Genomic DNA, 18,237 nt, shown 5'->3' with positions numbered 1-18,237 from the left:
ATCATGGAGGTACGCGATTCCCAGGTGCTGGCCGCGATGTCGCATCCGCTGCGCCGCCGCTTGCTGGACGTGCTGAAACTCGACGGTCCGGCCACCGCGTCGGTACTCGCGGAGAAAACCGGGCAGGCGGTGGGCAACGTGAGCCACCATCTGAAGGTGCTCTCCGGGGCCGGTTTGGTGGTCGAGGCGCCGGAGCTGGCGCGCGACCGGCGGGAGCGGTGGTGGCGGCGTCCCTCGGGTTCGTTGTCGTGGGCCACCTCGGACTTCGCCGGAGATCCGGTGGCGGACGTCGCGGAGGCGGTGAGCCTGGACCGGCAGATGACGTTGGCGCGGACCTGGCTTTCGGAAATGGAGACGGCTCCGGCGGAATGGCGGGACGCGTGGTTCTCGTCTGATGCGTGGATGCGGTTGACGCCGTTGGAATTGGCGGAGCTGAACGAGCGGATCTTGGCGCTGTTCGAGGAATTCGGCGCTAAGGCGGCTGCGGACCCTTCTGGTGAACGACAGCCGGTTTTCGTCTTTGGGCGCGGTTTCCGAGCGCAGCCGTGAAGGGGGCCGCGTTCCGTCTCTTGTGGACTGGGCAGACAGTCAGCACGGTCGGCAGCGCGGTGGCCAGTGCGTCGGTGCCGTTGGTGGCGTTGCTCGTGCTGCATGCCTCGACGTTCGAAGTCGCTTCTCTGACCGCGGCGGCTTGGCTTCCCTGGCTCGCGGTGGGTTTGCCCGCCGGGGCTTGGGTCGACCGATGGCCCAAACGGCGGGTGATGCTGGTCTGTGACGTCATCCAGATGGCAGCTTTCCTCGCGGTTCCTGTTTCGTGGTCCGTTGGCCTTCTTTCTTTTGCGGTGCTCTTGTCCGCCGCTTTGGTCGGCGGCTTCGCCAAAGTTTTCTTCACCCTCGCTTATCGGGCCTTCCTTCCGTCCGTTGTGGACGATGCCGCCCTGTTGGGAGTCAACGTCCGGCTGCAAGGCGCGGAATCTGCGGCACAAGTAGGCGGCCCTGGTCTGGCGGGATTGCTGGCTTCCGCGTTCGGTCCGGTCAGCGGTGTGCTCGTGGATGCGGTGAGCTTCGGGTTTTCCGCTCTGTGTCTAGGTTTCCTTCGTGCGGATGAGCCGCCTCCGCGCCCTCGAACGCGCTTGCTTTCCGAAATCGCCGAAGGCACGCGAATCGTGGCACGAGACGCTTACCTGCGGGTTTTGGTCTTGTCCGGCGGGGTCGCGAACCTGGCGCTGAACGGCTTCTATGCGGTGGCCGTGGTCTTCTTGGTCGAGGATTTGGGCCAAGGCCCGTTTTCTGTCGGACTCGTGCTCGCCCTGGGCGAGGTAGGCGGTGTCCTAGGCGCGACACTGGTGAGCCGAGTCGCCCGCCGAACCGGTACTGCGTGGGGTTTCCTGTGGTGCGAGGCCTTGGTGGTCCCCGCCATGCTGCTCGGCCCGCTCGCCCAGCCCGGGTGGGGTTTGACGCTGTTCGTCCTCGCCGGAGCCGGCATCGCGGCGGGGGTGGTGGGGTCGAATGTGCTCGGCGCGACGTTCCGGCAGCGGTATTGCCCGCGCCATCTCTATGGGCGGATCAGCGCGAGTTCGTCGATGATCAACTATGGCACGATCCCGCTGGGCGCCCTGGTCGGCGGAGCGCTCGGCCAGGCGGCCGGGGTGCGGGTGGCGATGTTCGCGATGGTGGGGGTTCAGCTGGTGTCGCTGGGGGTGCTGCTGGTGGGTCCGCTGCGGCGGGAGCGGGACTTTCCCCAAGTCGCGCTTGCTGTGGACAACCCGGTCGAAGGGGCTGGGGTTGTCGGTGGGGGTGGATAGACTGGAGCAGGGCCGTCCCCCAGAGGAGGGCGGGGGTCGCGTCTCCCGGGGTTTGGGGCGGAAAGAGGCTCCGGCGCACGGAATCCAGCTAAGCGGGGAAGCTCGGTGCCGGGCCTCGAGCGTGACGTGATGAACGATCCGCTCGCCGGAACGCCAAGGGGCCCCGGCCTAGGCCAGCCCAGCCGCCTCAACCCAAACCCGCTGCCGCAGACCTCGCTCGCCCAAAGCTAAAGCCGCACAGACGCCACCCAAAACTAAAGCAGCAGCACCTCAACCTCATCCCCCTCCGAGGCAGCCGAAACCTCCTCCGGCAGCACGATCAAGCAATTCGCCTGCGTAAACGCCGCCAGCAAATGCGACCCCGGTCCACCCTTCGGCCCGACCACCCCGGTCACCTCGCCAAGCACCGGCGTGAAGAACCCCCGCCGATACTGCCGTCGCCCGGCCGGTGAAGTCATGTCCTCAGTCAGCCGAGCCCGCACCCGGCGCCGGTCCACGTCCGAATGGCCCATTGCCGACAGCACCGCCGGGCGCAGGAACGCCTCGAACGACACCAGCACACTCACCGGATTCCCCGGCAGCGTCACCACCGGCACGCCGTTCCACCGGCCGCATCCCTGGGGGCCGCCCGGTTGCATCGCGATTTTCTGGAATTCCACGCCTTGTCCGGTCAGCGCGTCCTTCACCACTTCGTACGCGCCCGCCGACACCCCGCCCGACGTGATCAGCAGGTCCGCCGACTCCAGCCTTGGCTCGATGATCTTGCGGAATTCCTCCACGTCGTCGACCACGCTGCGGACGACCTCGACCTGGCACCCGAGTTCCCGCAGCGCCGCCGCCAGCATCACGCTGTTCGATTCGTAGATCTGCCCGTGCTGCAACGGGTTCGGGGCTTCCACCAGCTCGGTTCCGGTCGACACCACCAGCACCGACAGCGGCCGGTACACCTCCAGTTCCGCCAAGCCGACCGCCGCGGCCAGGCCGAGGTGGGCGTGGCTCAGCACGGTGCCCGCGTGCAACGCGACGGTCCCCTTCGTCACGTCCTCGCCGGTCCGGCGGATGTGGTTGCCGACAGACGCCGCGCGGGAGATCCGGACTTCCGCGGTCCCGCGGTCGGTGTCCTCGACCATCACGATCGCGTCCGCGCCCGGCGGCAGCGGCGCACCGGTCATGATCCGCTGAGCGGTACCCGGTTCGAGCGGTTTGACGTCGACCCTCCCGGCCGGGATGTCGTCCGCCACGGGGAGCGTCACCGGCACGTCGGCGACGTCCGCGGCGCGCACCGCGTACCCGTCCATCGCCGAGTTGTCGAACGGCGGCAGCGCCACCCCGGCGAGCACGTCGCGGGCCAGGACGAGCCCGGCCGCCTCGGCGACGGGAACGGTGCGGACGGGCGCGCGGCCGAGCAGTTCGGTCACGGTCTCGCGGTATTCGTCGACGGAGATCACGCGGACCATCCTCCCTCTTGCTGCCCGTCGTGCAACACTCTCCCGGCACAAGCCGGGGAGTACGGGGAGAGTTCTGATGCAGTTTCTGGTCCGCAACCAGCCCGGGCGCGCCGCGCTCGCGACCCCCCGCTGACATGCGCGTCCACACCAGGCACACGCCCGGATTCGGCGTCGCCCGCGTGCTGCTCGCCCCCGGCGAAGCCGTGCAGGCCGCCGCGGAATCGTTGCTGGCCAGCAGCTTCAACGTGGCCGAGACGAACCAGAACCGCGGCCGCAAGGGCGGTCCGTCGGTGTTCACCGCGCCGGCCGAAGGCGGCTGGGTCGACCTGGCCCCGCTCGGCCCCGGCGACGTCTACCCGCTCGAATTGACCGGGTCGACCGGCTGGTCGGTGCACCGCGACGGCGTGTTCGCCCGGCCGGGCACGGTCCGGGTCGACCAGAACTGGGCGCCGCTGCAGCAGTTGTTCGGCGCCGATTCCGGGTTCCTCGAGCACTACAGCGGCCGCGGCCCGCTCCTGCTCACCGCGCCCGGCCCGGTGGACTCGTTCGACCTCGGCCGCGGCGAGATCGTCACCGTGCGCCCGGACTATCTCCTCGCCTATCCCGACACCGTGCAATGCCGGTTGCGCGCACTCGACCCGAGCGGACCGCAATCGCTGCGAACGGGCGAAGGACTCGTCCTCGATTTCGCCGGACCGGGAACCGTGCTCGTCCAATCGCGCAACCGGCGAGTGTCGCGGGCGTAAGGGGAATCTGCCGATTACCCCATTGCCGGGAGCGCTGATTCCGGTAGCGTGAACTCCACTTCGCACGCTGATGGACAGCGGATTCTTGTCCCGAGGGAGGGCGCCGTGGCAGTCGGCACCGTCAAGTGGTTCAACTCGGAAAAGGGCTACGGGTTCATCGAATCCCCCGAAGGTCCGGACGTCTTCGTTCACTATTCGGCCATCCAGGCCGACGGATTCCGCACTCTCGACGAGGGTGATCGAGTGGAGTTCGAAGTCCAGTCCGGCCGCGACGGCCGAAGCCAGGCCGCGGACGTCCGCAAGGTCTAGCGAGGCAGGTCCGCTGACCGGTTGGGCGAACCGGCAGTGGCAGCGGATACCGGCGCGTTAAGCTGCGCTGCGTGACAGGCGACGTGTCGGGGGACCTCACCGGTCGCCAGCTGGGCCACTACCGCATCGACTCGGTGCTCGGCAAGGGCGGCATGAGCGTGACCTACCAGGCCACGGACACGCGGCTCGGCCGCAAAGTGGCACTGAAGGTCATCGGCGACCATCTGGGAGCCGACGCCGAGTTCCGCGAACGGTTCGTCGACGAGGCGCGCAACACCTCCGCGATCGACCACGCCAACGTCGTCCCGCTGTACGACTTCGGCGAACTCGAAGGCATGCTCTACATCGCCATGCGCATGGTCGACGGTGGCGACCTCGCCGGCCTCATGTCCGCGGGCCCGATCAGCCCGGCACGCGCGCTCAGCCTGCTCGACCAGGTCGCCGACGCCCTCGACACGCTGCACAACCACGGCCTCGTGCACCTCGACGTCAAACCGGCCAACGTCCTCGTCACCAGCCGCGAGACCTCCCGCGAGCACGTCTACGTCGCCGACTTCGGCCTCACCCGCCGCGGCGCCACCGGCCACCGCACCCGCGGCGGCGACTTCCTCGGCTCGCCCACCTATGCCGCCCCGGAACACCTGCGCGGCGAACCGCTCGACGGCCGCACCGACCAGTACGCCCTCACCTGCGTCCTGTTCGCGTGCCTGACCGGCAACCCGCCGTTCCGCGGCGACGTCCCCACCGTCATCAAGGGCCACCTCGGCGGGGAACCGCCGTCGGTGGCGAGCGTGGTCGCGCTCCCGGCCGCCGTCGACGACGTCATCCGCAAGGGCATGGCGAAAAACCCGAACGACCGGTACCCGAACTGCGTCGCGATGATCGCCGCGGCCCGGGTCGCGCTCGGCTCCCTCGCGACGTCGGACACCCCGCCGGGCCCCGCCCGGCCGAACGGACTTCCGGAGGCGGCCATGCAGCAAGGACCGGACAGCAACGGAGGACCTGGCTCCGGCGGACCCGGCGCTCCTGGCGCGGGCGGTCCCGGCGGACCCGGCGCGGCCGGGCCGGGCTCGCAGCCGGGCGGTCCCGGCGCCGCGGGGCAGGGCGCTCCCGGCGTCGGTGCGCCAGGCGCACCCGGAGGCCAGGGCGTTCCCGGCGGCTGGGGCGCTCCGCAACCCGGCCAGCCCGGCCAGGGCGGATACCCGGCCCAGGGCGGCTACGGCGGCCCCGCCGGTTACGGCAACCAGCCCCCGCCCGGTTATCCAGCACAGCCCGGCCAGCCCCAGCCGGGACAGCCTCAGCAGGGCTACCCCGGCCAAGCCCCGCAAGGCCCTCCGCCCGGCTACGGCTACCCAGGACAACCAGGCCAACCGGGCCAGCCCGGTCCCGGCCAAACGCAGCAAGGCCCGCCGCCCGGCTACGGCGGTTACCCGAACCAGCCTGGCTACCCCGGTCAGCCCAACCAGCAGGGCCACCCGACCCAGGCCTTCGGCGACCCGATGCGGTTGCGCCCGCCGTCCCCGGCAGGCGGCGCGGGCGCGTTCGAAAAGCAGCCCAAGAGCGGCGGCCTGAAGTGGCTGTGGATCGCGCTGGGGGTGCTCGTCGTGGCCGGCCTGGTCGTCGGCGCGATCTTCCTCTTCGGCGGCGACGACAACGGCAACGGCGGCACCGGTCCGGCGTCGTCCGCTCCCAACATCCCGGTCGGTCCGGGCGGCTCGAAGTCGGGCGGACCGTCGTCGCTGCGCCCGCCGCCGTCGTCGATCCACATCCAGCCGAGCCACTGACCGGGTCGACCTGGTCCACCGTGGCACCAACCCTGACCTGCGCTCCTTGCACTCGACCCCGGAGAGTGCTAAACACGGCATTGGCACTCGACGCCGTCGAGTGCTAGGCGAGCGGTCACCGACCGCCTGCCTGAAGGTCGGGACGGTGAGGCTGACCCACCGGTCAGTCGTCCGTCGCGGGCACCGAGCCTGGCCGAGGACGTGTCCTGCTGCCGCCGCTGGAGACAGCGCGGCGGTGGCGCCCAATACCGGAGGACCACACCGCAATGGCCAAACTGATCGCGTTCGACGAGGACGCCCGCCGCGGTCTTGAGCGCGGCTTGAACACCCTCGCCGAAGCCGTCAAGGTGACCCTCGGCCCGCGGGGCCGGAACGTCGTGCTCGAAAAGAAGTGGGGCGCGCCGACGATCACCAACGACGGTGTCTCCATCGCCAAGGAGATCGAGCTCGAGGACCCGTGGGAGAAGATCGGGGCCGAGCTCGTCAAGGAAGTTGCCAAGAAGACCGACGACGTCGCGGGCGACGGCACCACCACCGCCACCGTGCTCGCCCAGGCGCTCGTGCGCGAGGGCCTGCGCAACGTCGCGGCCGGCGCCGACCCGATCTCGCTGAAGCGCGGCATCGAGGCGGCCGTCGAGGCCATCACCGAGCAGCTGCACAAGGCCGCCGTCCAGATCGAGACCAAGGAGCAGATCGCTGCTACCGCCTCGATCTCGGCCGCTGACCGCACCATCGGCGAGCTGATCGCCGAGGCGCTGGACAAGGTCGGCAAGGAAGGCGTCGTCACCGTCGAGGAGAGCAACACCTTCGGGCTCGAGCTGGAGCTCACCGAGGGCATGCGCTTCGACAAGGGTTACGTGTCCGGTTACTTCGTGACCGACCCGGAGCGCCAGGAAGCCGAGCTGGAGGACCCGTACGTCCTGCTCTTCGGTTCCAAGATCTCCAACGTCAAGGACGTCCTGCCGCTGCTGGAGAAGGTCATCCAGTCCGGCAAGCCGCTCCTGATCATCGCCGAGGACGTCGAGGGCGAAGCCCTGGCGACCCTGGTCGTCAACAAGATCCGCGGCACCTTCAAGTCCGTCGCCGTCAAGGCCCCGGGCTTCGGCGACCGCCGCAAGGCGATCCTGCAGGACATCGCGATCCTGACCGGCGGCCAGGTCATCTCCGAGGACGTCGGCCTCAAGCTGGAGAACGCGGACCTGTCGCTGCTGGGCCGCGCCCGCAAGGCCGTCATCACCCGCGACGAGACCACCATCGTCGAGGGCGCGGGCGACGCCGACCAGATCCAGGGTCGCGTCAACCAGATCCGCGCGGAGATCGAGAACTCCGACTCGGACTACGACCGCGAGAAGCTGCAGGAGCGGCTCGCGAAGCTGGCCGGCGGCGTGGCCGTCATCAAGGCCGGCGCCGCGACCGAGGTCGAGCTGAAGGAGCGCAAGCACCGCATCGAGGACGCGGTGCGCAACGCCAAGGCCGCCGTGGAAGAGGGCATCGTCGCCGGCGGTGGCGTGGCCCTGATCCAGGCCGCCGAGGCCGCTTTCGCGGGCCTGAAGCTGACCGGTGACGAGGCCACTGGCGCGAACATCGTCAAGGTCGCCGTCGAGGCTCCGCTCAAGCAGATCGCGATCAACGCCGGTCTCGAGGGCGGCGTCGTGGCGGAGAAGGTCAAGTCCCTCCCGCAGGGCCACGGCCTGAACGCCGCCACCGGCGAGTACGAGGACCTGCTCGCGGCCGGCGTGCCGGACCCGACGAAGGTCACCCGCTCCGCGCTGCAGAACGCCGCTTCCATCGCGGCGCTGTTCCTGACCACCGAGGCTGTCGTCGCGGACAAGCCGGAGAAGGCTGCTGCCGCTCCGGCCGACCCGTCCGGCGGCATGGGTGGCATGGACTTCTGAGTTCGGCTGCTTGTCCGGCGAAGCCCGGTTCACCTTCGAGGTGGGCCGGGCTTCGCCCGTTTCCGGGGCAGCACGCCCGGGCTCAGTCTTCGGGAGTCAGCACCGCGGCGGCGGCGTAGACCGGGAGGACCAGCCCGGCCGAGAGCACGGCCCCGGCGACCGCGGCGATGCGCACCATCGACGGGTCGACGTTGAGGTAGTCGGCCCATCCGCCGCACACGCCGGTGAGCATGCGGTCGGAGCGGCTGCGGAAGATCTTCTTGGCCGGTGCGGCCTGCATGTTGTTCGTCATGCCAGCAATACTCCGCGCCGGGAGCCCGCCGCACATCCGGGATCGCCCCGGGCCGCGACCCTGAAGTCTCCCTTATCCGCTGATCTTCCGGACCCGCTCGAACCGGTCCAGCCAAGCCGCGGTCACCTCGGGGGACGCGGCGAATTCGGCGTAGTCGTCGGGTTCCGGTGCTTGCCGAAGCACTGGCAGGTAACCGTCCACAGGGGACAGTGTGGCGGTGCAGACATCCCCGCGCAGCAACGACATCGTGCCGAGGCCGCACGCGAAATCCAGCTCCGGCAAGGCTCCGGCGAGGGCGAGTCCGGCAGCCAGCCCGACGCTCGTCTCGACCGCCGACGACACCACGCACGGGAGTCCGCACGCCTCCGCGACTTCCAGCGCCCGCCGCACCCCGCCGAGCGGGGCGACCTTGAGCACGGCGATGTCGGCAGCTCCGGCGACGGCGACCTTCAGCGGGTCTTCCGCGCGGCGGATCGACTCGTCGGCCGCGATCCGCACCGACACCCGGCGTCGGACAGCGGCCAGGTCGTCGATCGTGGGACACGGCTGTTCGGCGTACTCCAGTCCACCGGCCGCGCGGTCCAGTTCCGCCAGGGCGTGCACGGCGGTGTCGACGTCCCACGCCGTATTGGCGTCGACCCGGACCGCGCCGGACGGACCCAGCGCGTCGCGCACCGCTTCGATGCGCGCGCAGTCCTCGGCCAGCGTCGCGCGTTTGTCCGCCACTTTGACCTTCGCCGTGCGGCAACCGGACGCGCGGACCAGTTCGTGCGCGCGTTCGGGCGACACGATGGGGACCGTCGTGTTCACCTCGATGCGGTCGCGGACCGGCTCGGGCCAGCCTTCTTCGCTCGCTTCGAGCGCGGCGGCGAGCCAGGGGACGCTCTCGGTGTCCGAGTAGTCCGCGAACGGGCAGAACTCTCCCCAGCCGGCGGCACCGCGGAGCAACAGCCCTTCACGGATGGTGATGTCCCGGAACCGGGTGTGCAGCGGGAGCGCGTAAACCTGCATGACTGCCGATCATGCCACCGCCGCGGGGGCGGGAACCGAGGTGCCGCCGACGCCGTCTCAACGCCACAATGGAACGTGTGGACGGCCTCGACTTCCGGGTGCTCGGCCCGGCCGAGGTGCTGGCCGGGGACCAGGTGGTGCCGCTGGGCGGCAGCCGCCCGTTGATCGTGCTCGCCGGACTGCTGCTGCGAGCCAACCGGCTCGTGTCGGTCGACGTGCTCAGCCACTGGCTGTGGGGCGACGACCAGCGTCGATCCAAGGGTGCGCTGCAGACGTATGTGCTGCGGCTGCGCCGGGCGCTCGGCGACGGAGCGGCGATCCGCACCGAACGCGGCGGCTATCTGTTGGAAGTCGACGAGAACGCGGTGGATCTTGGTCGGTTCCGCCAGTTCGCGGCGCGGGGCCGCAGCGCGGCGGAACGAGGCGAACACCGCCGGGCGGCGGGCTATTTCGAGGACGCGCTAGGCCAGTGGCGGGGTTCGGCGCTGCAGAACGTGGAATCGGACGCACTGCACCGGGACGAGGTCGGGCAGCTCGCCGAGGAGCGCACGCGGGTGCGCGAGCAGTGGGCCGAGACGCTGCTGACGGTCGGCGAGTACGAGACTGTCGTGCCCGAACTGGAACGGCTGACGCGCGAACATCCGTTGCGGGAACGCCCGCACGAGCAGCTGATGTACGCGTTGCTTCGCTCCGGACGGCAAGCCGAGGCGCTGGACGTGTACCGGCGGATCAGCGGATTGCTCGCCGAGGAACTGGGCCTGGATCCCGGTGCCGGCCTGCAGCGCGCCCACCGGCTAGTGCTGGGCGGCGACGAGGCCACGCGGTTCCGGACTCCTCTGGAGCCCCATATCCCGCACCAGCTTCCGGCTGATCTGGGTGCTTTCGCCGGTCGAGCCGCGGACCTGAAAGCCCTGCGTGCACTACTGCCAGAAGCTCTCGACGACGGCACTTCCACCCCGATCGCGTCGGTGGAAGGCATGGGCGGACAAGGCAAAACGACCCTGTCCGTCCACTTCGCACACCAGATCGCCGACCGTTTCACCGGCGGTCAGGTATTTCTGGACCTGCGCGGCTACGGCCCAGGCGCACCGGTGTCGCCGATCGCCGCGCTGGAGACGATGCTCATCGCGCTGGGCGTGCCCGCCGACCGGATCCCGTCCGGTTTGGACGAACGCGCGGCGACCTGGCGCACCTACACCACCGGCCGACGGCTGTTGATCGTGCTGGACAACGCGAACAGCACCGAGCAAGTGCGCTATTTGCTGCCCGGCCCGGGATGCCTGGTCGTGGTGACGAGCCGCTGGCAACTACGCGGACTGGTCGCGACCCACGGCGCCCGGCGGATCGCTCTGTCCGAATTGGACAGCGAAGAGGCGGTGGAACTGCTCGCTTCGGCCATCGGCGTCGAACGAGTGCACGAGGATCCGCTCGCGGCTGGCCGTTTCGTGGAGTATTGCGGCGGACTCCCGCTGGCGATCCGAATCCTCGCCGTACGCGCCGCACAGTTCCCGCGGCTCCCGCTGGACGAGTTCGTGGCCGCCCTGCCCTCGGACGCCGGCCGATTGAGCACCTTCGACCTCGGCGACGGCGACGAAACCAACATCCGCACAGTCTTCTCCTATTCTTACCGAGTTTTGTGCCCCTCGGCGGCCCGTCTGCTGCGGTTGCTGGCGCTGTCGGTCGGCCCGGATTTGTCGCTGGGGATGGCAGTCGCGCTCAACGGATGGTCCGAAAAGGACACTCGCGGCGCTCTCGACACGCTCGTTTCCGCGCACCTGCTCACCCAGCCGAAGCCGGGCCGGTACCAGTTCCACGACCTGATTCGCGCCTATGCCACCGAATTGTCGGAGCAGGAGGACACCGCCGCCGATCGCGCGGCAGCCAGCGAACGCCTGCTCGACTGGTGCATCGCGTCGGCGCGGAACGCGGCTCTGGCCATGCGCCCGCGCCAGCTGATGGACGAAATCGGCCCGATCCCCGCCGAAAACGCGGCCGAGTTTTCCGACTTTCACCAGGCGCTGGCCTGGTTCGTCGAGGAACACGGAAACTTGCTCTCGGTCGTCCAGTGGGCGTTCCGGATCGGCAGGTACGCGCAATGCTGGCGCTTGGCGTGGTCGCTGTTCACCTACTTCGCCGGACGCGCCCGCGTCGACGAATGGCGACACGTCTTCGAGATCGGCCTGCGAGCCGCGCGGAAATCCGGTGAGCGGCACGGGGAAGCGGCGATCCTCAATGGACTGGGCGTGATCGAGGGAGTCGCCCGGAATTACGTGCTGGCGCGCGAATATCTGGAGCAAGCGCTGGCGGTGCAGCTGGAACTGGGCTCGCTTCCCGGGGAGGCTCGGGCGCGCTACAACCTAGCGATGACCGCGCAGGACATCGAAGATTTCCCGGAAGCTTACCGGCACGGCCTGCGGTCGCTGGAAATCACGAGGGAACTGGGATTCACCTCGGTGGAGGCGAACGTTTTGCGCGCGCTGGGCGATCTGTGCGCGATGATGGGGGACTACCCGCAGGCGCTGTCGCTCGCGGACGAGGCGCTGGCCCTGGTCCCGCCGGACGATCTGCCGCAGGGCCGCTTCTCGCTGGCCGCCCGAGCCCGCGCCTTGCTCGGTTTGGGTCGGCATGTGGAGGGAATCGAGTGCCTGTCCGAGGCGGTGGACATGTTCTTCGCGATGGATGAGGAGTATGAGGCCGCGGATGTGCTCTCGGAACTGGGCACCGCACACCTGCGATACGGCCGCACCGCCGCGGCGCGGGACTGCTGGTTGCGCGCGGTTCGGTTGTTGACGCGGTTGGATCACCCGGATGCGGACCGGGTGCGGGCACAGTTGGCTGGGTTGGTGCGGGGGTAGGTTCGGCTGCAGTGGTGCGGTGCTGCAGTGCGCCATACCGCCATACCGCCACGTGCTGCGACGCTGCACCGCCGTGGTGCCGCGCCGCTGCGCCGTAACGCGCCGCCGCACCGCGCCGCCGCGATGCCACATTGCAGCACTGCCGCACTGCACCGCCGCACTGCACTGCCGCACTGCACTGCTGCGCCGTGCCGCCGTGGTGCCGCACCCGTGCCGCCGTGCCGCCGTGATGCCGTGATGCCGTGATGCCGTGGTGCCGCGCCGTCGTGGTGTCGGGATATCCGTACGGCCGCACGGCTGCGGCGGGGTGACTGCTGGTGACGCGCTCAGTCTGGCTGCTGAAACGGCTGATCCGTCCTGGCGCTGGCCGGGTGCGGGGCGCAGTCGACAAGGTTGCTGTGGCAGGGGAGTCAGGGCTGGGAGGTTCGGCGGCCAGTTGGGCTAGACCACTCAGCTACGGCCCGGATACGCACAGTCGGCCCGCTTGCTGCGGGTCAGCTGCGGTCGAGCCGCATCGGCGGAAAATTGGTTGGGCCGATCGATTCTGTCGAGGGTGGTCGCGTTCGCTGTGGCCCAAGGTCGCCGGAACCGGAGGTAGGCGAGGTCGGGCCTTGACGCGGCCGAACCTGGCAAGCAGGGGACCTTCGGCCGTTTGGCGGAAGGGTTGCCGCCGGCCGTCGGAGGGCAGCGGGGCGCGGTGGTCCGCGTGCCGACCCCCAGCGGCAGCACGTAGACCACCGGCGGCCCGTAGCGCTACTCAATCGAAGAGCGCTCACTGTCCGCTCACTGTGGTCGGTCGGTTTCGACGGGGAGGTCGAGGAGGCGGGCGAGCGTGACGGCGTTGTGCGGGGCCGCGACTTTGCTGTCGTTGTCGAAGTAGACGTGCACGTCGCGGCGGCCGCCGTCGTGCCATTCGGTGATTTTCGCGGCCCAGTCGCGCAGGGCGGAGTCGGAGTAATTGCTGGTGTAGAGCTCGTCCGAACCGTGCAGCCGGACGTAGCTGAAGTCAGTGGTCTGGTCCTCTCGGTACGGCCACGGCGCGGCGGCGTCCGAGGTCACCAGGGCTACTCGGTGTTTCTTGAGCAAGTCCAGCGCTTCGGTGGTGGTGAAGCTTGGGTGGCGCACTTCGAGCGCGTGGCGCACTGGCCGGTCGGGTCCTGGTTCGAGGAACGGTGGGGACTTGAGTTTGTCGTCGTGCTTCGCGCCGAGAGCGGCTGCTTCGCCGGTGGTGCGGGGGAGTTGGCCGAGGAACGTCGAGACTCGATCGGGGTCGAAGGTGAGTCGCGGCGGGAGTTGCCAGAGGAACGGGCCCAGTTTGTCGGTGAGGGCTAGGACGCCGGACGCGTAGAAGTTCGCGAGCGCGGTTTCGACGTCGCGCAGTTGTTTGAGGTGCGTGATGAACCGGCCGCCCTTGACCGCGAACAGGAACCCGGCCGGCGTTTCGGCGTGCCAGCCGCGGTATCGCTCCGGGCGCTGGAGGGAATAGAAGGATCCGTTGAGCTCGACGGCGTTCATCTGGCGGGAGAGGTGCTCGAGCTCGCGCCGTTGCGGCAGGCCGGAGGGATAGAACGCGCCGCGCCACGGCGGGTATCGCCAGCCGGACGTGCCTATTCGGATCTGGCCGATCTTGCTCACCGCCTTTCGCCGCCGAGGATTCCCACCTGGACGGTTGCGGTAAACCCGTCCGCGCGGCTGTTTTTGGGACAGCCGAGCTAAGAATCGGGACACGTGTCCTGGACGAAGGGACGTGGGTCTCATAGCGCGGACTCCGTTGCCTGGTCGTCGGGACGGGGCTTGGAGGGGACGGGGAGAGGAATGGGCGACGCGAGAACCTGAAATGGAAAGCGGCGGATGTCGGCCCCGGGGCGGCGCTGATGTCGGTGCGGAGGCGGACGGCGGCGCCGAAGCCGGCGGTGGCGCGCCGACTCAGCCTGCAATCCCGTCCCAGTCCGGTTTGCTTCAGTCTGCAGTCGTGCTCGGGTCAAGTTTGCGGCACCGGTCTGCAGTCGTACGCCGGTCGGGTTTGCTGAACCGGGCAGCAGTCCTGCCCCGGCCGGGTTCGCTGCACCGGGCCGCAGCCGCGCTCCGGCAGGGTCCGCCGAACCAGGCCGCAGCCTCGCTCCGGTCGCGTTTGCCTCGCGTGCCTGCAGCCCTGCTTGGGTGAGACCCGCCGGGTCTGTCCCGATCCCCCGCGGAGCGAGCCGGGGCGACGGGACTGCCCGGTCCAGCCATCCCCTTACTCCCTCATGCCCACGAGAACCTCCATCGGCGTGACTGCACCAGGGACGTCGCGTACTCGCGCAGGTTTCCCGGCTGCGTGAGGTACGTCGGGAGGCTGAAGGCTCGGTGTTCGGCCGCCACCGTCAGTGCCCTGGCGTGGGTGCGGGGTGGGGCGGAAACAGACAGTTCGAGGGAGTCGAAGCCCAGCGTCACGAGGGTCGCGCCGAAGCGGTCTTCCCAGCTGCGCAGGACTGCCGACAGCTCCGCGACCTGGTCTGTCGACTTGATCATTCCCGTCCAGCCGATGAGGGCGGGGACGTCGGCGGGGCGGTCGGCTTGGACGAGGCCCAGGCGGTGCGGGGTGCGGGCGGCAAGGATCGAGCCGGTGTTGCCTGCTTCGGCCAGGGGGTCCGAGCGGCGGTGCGAGCGTTTCGCCAGACCGGGGAAGCGGGTGTCGAACGGGCGCAGGCAGGCTCCGTCGCAGCAGGAGCCGTCCCACCAGCGGGCCAGGACCTCGGCGGGGTCGGCGTTCGCGACGCGGTGGCCGGCCGGTGCGAGGCGGCCGCGGTCGTCCAGCCAGTCTTCGCCTCGGGCGGCGAAGCGCTGGTCGGGCGGGATCAGCACGGGCCACAGCCCGGACCGCTCGAACTCCGCGACGCAGCTCAAGTACCGCTGCGGCCGCGTGAGCGGCTCTTCCGACACCCAGATCCGCCCGTGCCAGCGCCCGGGCGGCAAGGTCTGGACCGGCGGTGCCCCGACGCCGGGGCGGAACGGTGCGATCGTCATGAGCTTCCCCTCGAACTGGTGTTCGGTGCCTGCATATCGAACAGTAGTTCGAACCACCGACAATTTCCAGGGCGGCACTCGCTCATCCGTTCGAGTGAACCTCAAGAAAGTCCAGGTCGAGGGGCAGAAAGAGGCAGCGCGGGGAGACGCGGCGCATCCGGATCACAACGAACAGACCGACGGCGATCGCCACCGCAGCGAGTACGAGGGACGTGTGGCGGTCCACTGGTGACCAGCTCGCCGAGCAGGTAGCTGGCCGCGACGAACGCCCAGGCTGCCCGCCGTCGTCAGCAGCAGGAAACCGGCCTCGTCGACCGCGGCGGGGGCAACGAGTCGGCGCGAGTGGTGGGTTATCCGGGTTGGCGAGGCGAGTGGCGGCGATGGATCGTGGGTTCTCCGTACAGAGTCCCGAAACGGACCAACCACAGTGCGGGTGAAGCCGCCGTGCGAGGGATCCTGGCTGGGGACGCGACCTTGCTCCGGGAAGGCCTCGTCAGGCTCATCGGCGGTGACGGCGGCCGCGTCGGGTATCTGGCTCAAGGATCGGGTCGCGCAGGTCGGCGACTTTCTCGATTCGGAGGTGGTGCGCAGGCTGGTCGCCCACACGTCGCACGCGGACCGCAAAAGCGCCGTGGAGAAACACGCGAACGCGATCTTCGACAAGCTCGACCTGCCGCTAGCAAAGGGCTACAGCCGACGCGTGCTGGCCGTTCTCCGTTGCCTCGGTTCGTAATTCACAGCGGTCGACGCAGGTCTTCCGCGTCGACGATGTGGTACGCGTAGCCCTGCTCGGCAAGGAAACGCTGCCGGTGCGCGGCGTACTCCGTGTCCACTGTGTCCCGCGAGACGATCGAGTAGAAGTGCGCCTGCCGTCCGTCGCCCTTCGGACGCAAGAGCCGGCCCAGGCGTTGCGCTTCCTCCTGGCGCGAACCGAATGTGCCCGAAACCTGGATCGCCACCGACGCTTCCGGCAGGTCGATCGAGAAGTTGGCCACCTTCGACACCACCAGCGTGCGCAATTCGCCGCGGCGGAACTTGTCGAACAGTTCCTCGCGCTCCTTGTTCTTCGTCGCCCCCTGGATGACCGGGGCCTCCAGTTCCGCGCCCAGCATCTCGAGCTGGTCGAGGTACGCGCCGATCACCAGGGTCGGTTCGCCGGGATGCTTGTCCACAATGGACCGGATCACCGGGATTTTCGTCATCGCCGTGGCCGCGAGCTTGTACCGCTCGTCGGAGTCCGCGGTGGCGTACTGCAGGCGTTCGTTCTCGGTCAGCGTCACCCGCACCTCGGTGCATTCCGCGGGCGCGATCCAGCCCTGCGCCTCGATGTCGCGCCACGGCACGTCGTACCGCTTCGGGCCGATCAGCGAGAATACGTCGCCCTCGCGGCCGTCCTCGCGCACCAGCGTGGCGGTCAAGCCGAGCCGCCGCCGCGACTGCAGGTCCGCGGTCATCCGGAACACCGGTGCGGGCAGCAGGTGCACCTCGTCGTAGACGACCAGGCCCCAGTCGCGCGAATCGAACAGCTCCAGGTGCCGGTACTCGCCCTTGGTCTTGCGCGTGACGACCTGGTACGTCGCGATGGTGACCGGCCGGATCTCCTTCTTCTCCCCGGAGTACTCGCCGATCTCGTCCTCGGTGAGCGACGTGCGCGCGACCAGCTCGCGCTTCCACTGCCGCCCGGCGACGGTGTTGGTGACCAGGATCAGCGTGGTCGCCTTGGCGTGCGCCATCGCGGCCGCGCCGACCAGCGTTTTGCCCGCGCCGCACGGCAGCACGACGACGCCGGACCCGCCCGCCCAGAACGCTTCCGCCGCTTTCCGCTGGTAGTCGCGCAGGTGCCAGTCGTCCTCGGCGAGGTCGATCGGGTGTGCTTCGCCGTCCACGTACCCGGCGAGGTCCTCGGCGGGCCAGCCGACCTTCAGCAGCGCCTGCTTGAGCCGCCCGCGTTCGGACGGGTGCACGATCACCGTGTCGTCGTCGATCCGCGCGCCCAGCATCGGGCTGATCTTCTTGTTGCGCGAGACCTCTTCGAGGACCGCGCGGTCGGTGGTGGTCATGACCAGGCCGTGCGCCGGGTGGTTGGCGATCTGCAGCCGCCCGAACCGGCCCATCACGTCCACGACGTCGATCAGGAGCGGCTGCGGCACCGGGAAGCGCGAGTACGTGGTGAGCGCGTCCACCACCTGTTCCGCGTCGTGTCCGGCCGCGCGCGCGTTCCACAGCGCGAGCGGCGTGATCCGGTAGGTGTGCACGTGTTCGGGCGCGCGTTCCAGTTCGGCGAACGGCGCGATCGCGATCCGCGCGTCGTCGGCACGCGGATTGTCGACCTCGAGCAGCACGGTTTTGTCGGACTGGACGATCAGGGGGCCATCAGTCACCTCTCCTTTATACGTTCCCTCCCGGACCGCGGCCCGGGGATGCCAAGATGACGGGACGAAGCCGCGGGAGGGGACCCAGTGACCACACCACCGTTCGGCGTGCCGCCGGCCGCGAACCCGTATCAGCCGCCCCCGCGGCAGCCGGTGCAGGGCGGTCCGAAACGGGTGTCGGGCAAGCAGAAGGCGCTCTTCGCCGTGCTCGTCGTCGTGGCGCTCGGGCTCGGGACGCTCAGCGCGTTCGGGTTCGCCGCGGTCGTGCGCTCGACCGGGCCGCCCGTCGCGGGCAGCTGCCTCTACCTCTCGTCGCTGGGCTCGGAGACGCAGACCTACACCGGGGCGGACTGCTCCGAGCGGGCCGCCACCTACCGCGTCGACACCGTCGTCAAGGGCCGCTCCTCCTGCCGCGGCGAAGACTACGTGCGCTTCGAGCTGTACCTGTCGGCCCGCACTGCCACCACCAGCAGCAGGCCGACCCAGACGCTGTGCCTCGCGCTGAACGTCGTGTCCGGCGAGTGCGTGCGCGACGTGTCGGACGAGTCGAAGGTCGGCAAGGTCGCCTGCGACGATCCCAAGGCGGAAGCGCGCGCGGTCGTGCACGACGGCACGAAGTCGGCGTCGAGCTGCGGCGACAAGGACCTGTCGCTCGTCTACGTCGGGCCGCCGGTGCGCACGATCTGCCTGCAGCCCACCGGGGCGAGCATCTGA

15 protein-coding genes are annotated in these 18,237 nt (G+C 69.5%); 9 read left to right on the top strand and 6 right to left on the bottom strand.

Annotated features, from left to right (window positions below):
• Positions 1-3: 3 nt before the first annotated feature.
• On the top strand, positions 4-549 hold the full coding sequence (locus tag CU254_RS35415) for a helix-turn-helix transcriptional regulator (RefSeq protein WP_037715868.1): 546 nt from the start codon (positions 4-6) through the stop codon (positions 547-549).
• Positions 546-1,805: an MFS transporter gene (locus tag CU254_RS35410; protein WP_050788352.1), complete on the top strand. Its 1,260-nt coding sequence runs from the start codon at positions 546-548 to the stop codon at positions 1,803-1,805. The genes CU254_RS35415 and CU254_RS35410 overlap by 4 nt, the downstream gene beginning before the upstream one ends.
• Before the next feature lie 254 nt (positions 1,806-2,059).
• Here the strand turns inward: CU254_RS35410 and glp are convergent, their stop codons facing one another.
• The gene (glp, locus tag CU254_RS35405) at positions 2,060-3,253 is read right to left on the bottom strand and encodes a gephyrin-like molybdotransferase Glp (RefSeq protein WP_086025020.1); all 1,194 of its coding nucleotides are present in this window, start codon (positions 3,251-3,253) and stop codon (positions 2,060-2,062) included.
• Positions 3,254-3,387: 134 nt separating this feature from the next.
• Between glp and CU254_RS35400 the strand changes: the two genes are divergently transcribed.
• The 4 genes from CU254_RS35400 to groL all read left to right on the top strand — a co-directional run bounded on the left by CU254_RS35400 (position 3,388) and on the right by groL (position 7,987).
• Positions 3,388-3,999 carry an AIM24 family protein gene (locus CU254_RS35400; RefSeq protein ID WP_009083995.1) on the top strand — a complete coding sequence of 204 codons (612 nt, stop codon included), beginning with the start codon at positions 3,388-3,390 and terminating at the stop codon, positions 3,997-3,999.
• Positions 4,000-4,104: 105 nt separating this feature from the next.
• Positions 4,105-4,308, top strand: coding sequence for a cold-shock protein (locus CU254_RS35395; RefSeq protein ID WP_009083993.1), 204 nt, complete (start codon positions 4,105-4,107; stop codon positions 4,306-4,308).
• A gap of 71 nt (positions 4,309-4,379) precedes the next feature.
• On the top strand, positions 4,380-6,092 hold the full coding sequence (locus tag CU254_RS35390; RefSeq protein WP_063631987.1) for a serine/threonine-protein kinase: 1,713 nt from the start codon (positions 4,380-4,382) through the stop codon (positions 6,090-6,092).
• A gap of 266 nt (positions 6,093-6,358) precedes the next feature.
• Positions 6,359-7,987, top strand: a complete 1,629-nt coding sequence (gene groL, locus CU254_RS35385; RefSeq protein ID WP_009083991.1) for a chaperonin GroEL — start codon at positions 6,359-6,361, stop codon at positions 7,985-7,987.
• Between the two features lie 82 nt (positions 7,988-8,069).
• Here groL and CU254_RS35380 read toward each other — a convergent pair whose 3' ends face one another.
• Both CU254_RS35380 and CU254_RS35375 read right to left on the bottom strand, forming a co-directional pair.
• Positions 8,070-8,279, bottom strand: coding sequence for a PspC domain-containing protein (locus CU254_RS35380; protein WP_037715865.1), 210 nt, complete (start codon positions 8,277-8,279; stop codon positions 8,070-8,072).
• A gap of 72 nt (positions 8,280-8,351) precedes the next feature.
• Positions 8,352-9,290 carry an o-succinylbenzoate synthase gene (locus tag CU254_RS35375; protein WP_009083989.1) on the bottom strand — a complete coding sequence of 313 codons (939 nt, stop codon included), beginning with the start codon at positions 9,288-9,290 and terminating at the stop codon, positions 8,352-8,354.
• A 68-nt stretch (positions 9,291-9,358) separates the two neighbouring features.
• On the opposite strand from CU254_RS35375, the gene CU254_RS35370 reads away from it, so the two are divergent.
• Positions 9,359-12,145, top strand: a complete 2,787-nt coding sequence (locus tag CU254_RS35370; RefSeq protein ID WP_037715863.1) for a BTAD domain-containing putative transcriptional regulator — start codon at positions 9,359-9,361, stop codon at positions 12,143-12,145.
• Positions 12,146-12,928: 783 nt separating this feature from the next.
• Here the strand turns inward: CU254_RS35370 and CU254_RS35365 are convergent.
• On the bottom strand, positions 12,929-13,780 hold the full coding sequence (locus CU254_RS35365) for a DUF72 domain-containing protein (protein ID WP_037715861.1): 852 nt from the start codon (positions 13,778-13,780) through the stop codon (positions 12,929-12,931).
• Between the two features lie 609 nt (positions 13,781-14,389).
• A complete protein-coding gene (locus CU254_RS35360; protein WP_037715859.1) occupies positions 14,390-15,151 on the bottom strand; it encodes a DUF4253 domain-containing protein in 762 nt (253 codons plus the stop codon).
• A 508-nt stretch (positions 15,152-15,659) separates the two neighbouring features.
• On the opposite strand from CU254_RS35360, the gene CU254_RS35355 reads away from it, so the two are divergent.
• On the top strand, positions 15,660-15,884 hold the full coding sequence (locus CU254_RS35355; RefSeq protein WP_050788351.1) for a hypothetical protein: 225 nt from the start codon (positions 15,660-15,662) through the stop codon (positions 15,882-15,884).
• A 1-nt stretch (position 15,885) separates the two neighbouring features.
• Here the strand turns inward: CU254_RS35355 and CU254_RS35350 are convergent, their stop codons facing one another.
• The gene (locus CU254_RS35350) at positions 15,886-17,532 is read right to left on the bottom strand and encodes a DNA repair helicase XPB (RefSeq protein WP_009083984.1); all 1,647 of its coding nucleotides are present in this window, start codon (positions 17,530-17,532) and stop codon (positions 15,886-15,888) included.
• Positions 17,533-17,610: 78 nt separating this feature from the next.
• On the opposite strand from CU254_RS35350, the gene CU254_RS35345 reads away from it, so the two are divergent.
• Positions 17,611-18,237 (top strand): hypothetical protein, encoded by a 627-nt coding sequence (locus CU254_RS35345; RefSeq protein ID WP_009083983.1) that lies wholly within the window; start codon positions 17,611-17,613, stop codon positions 18,235-18,237.

This window comes from Amycolatopsis sp. AA4 (assembly GCF_002796545.1).
GTDB lineage: Bacteria > Actinomycetota > Actinomycetes > Mycobacteriales > Pseudonocardiaceae > Amycolatopsis.
Note: the sequence above shows the minus strand (reverse complement) of the source record. Positions and strands in the feature narration are given on the sequence as shown.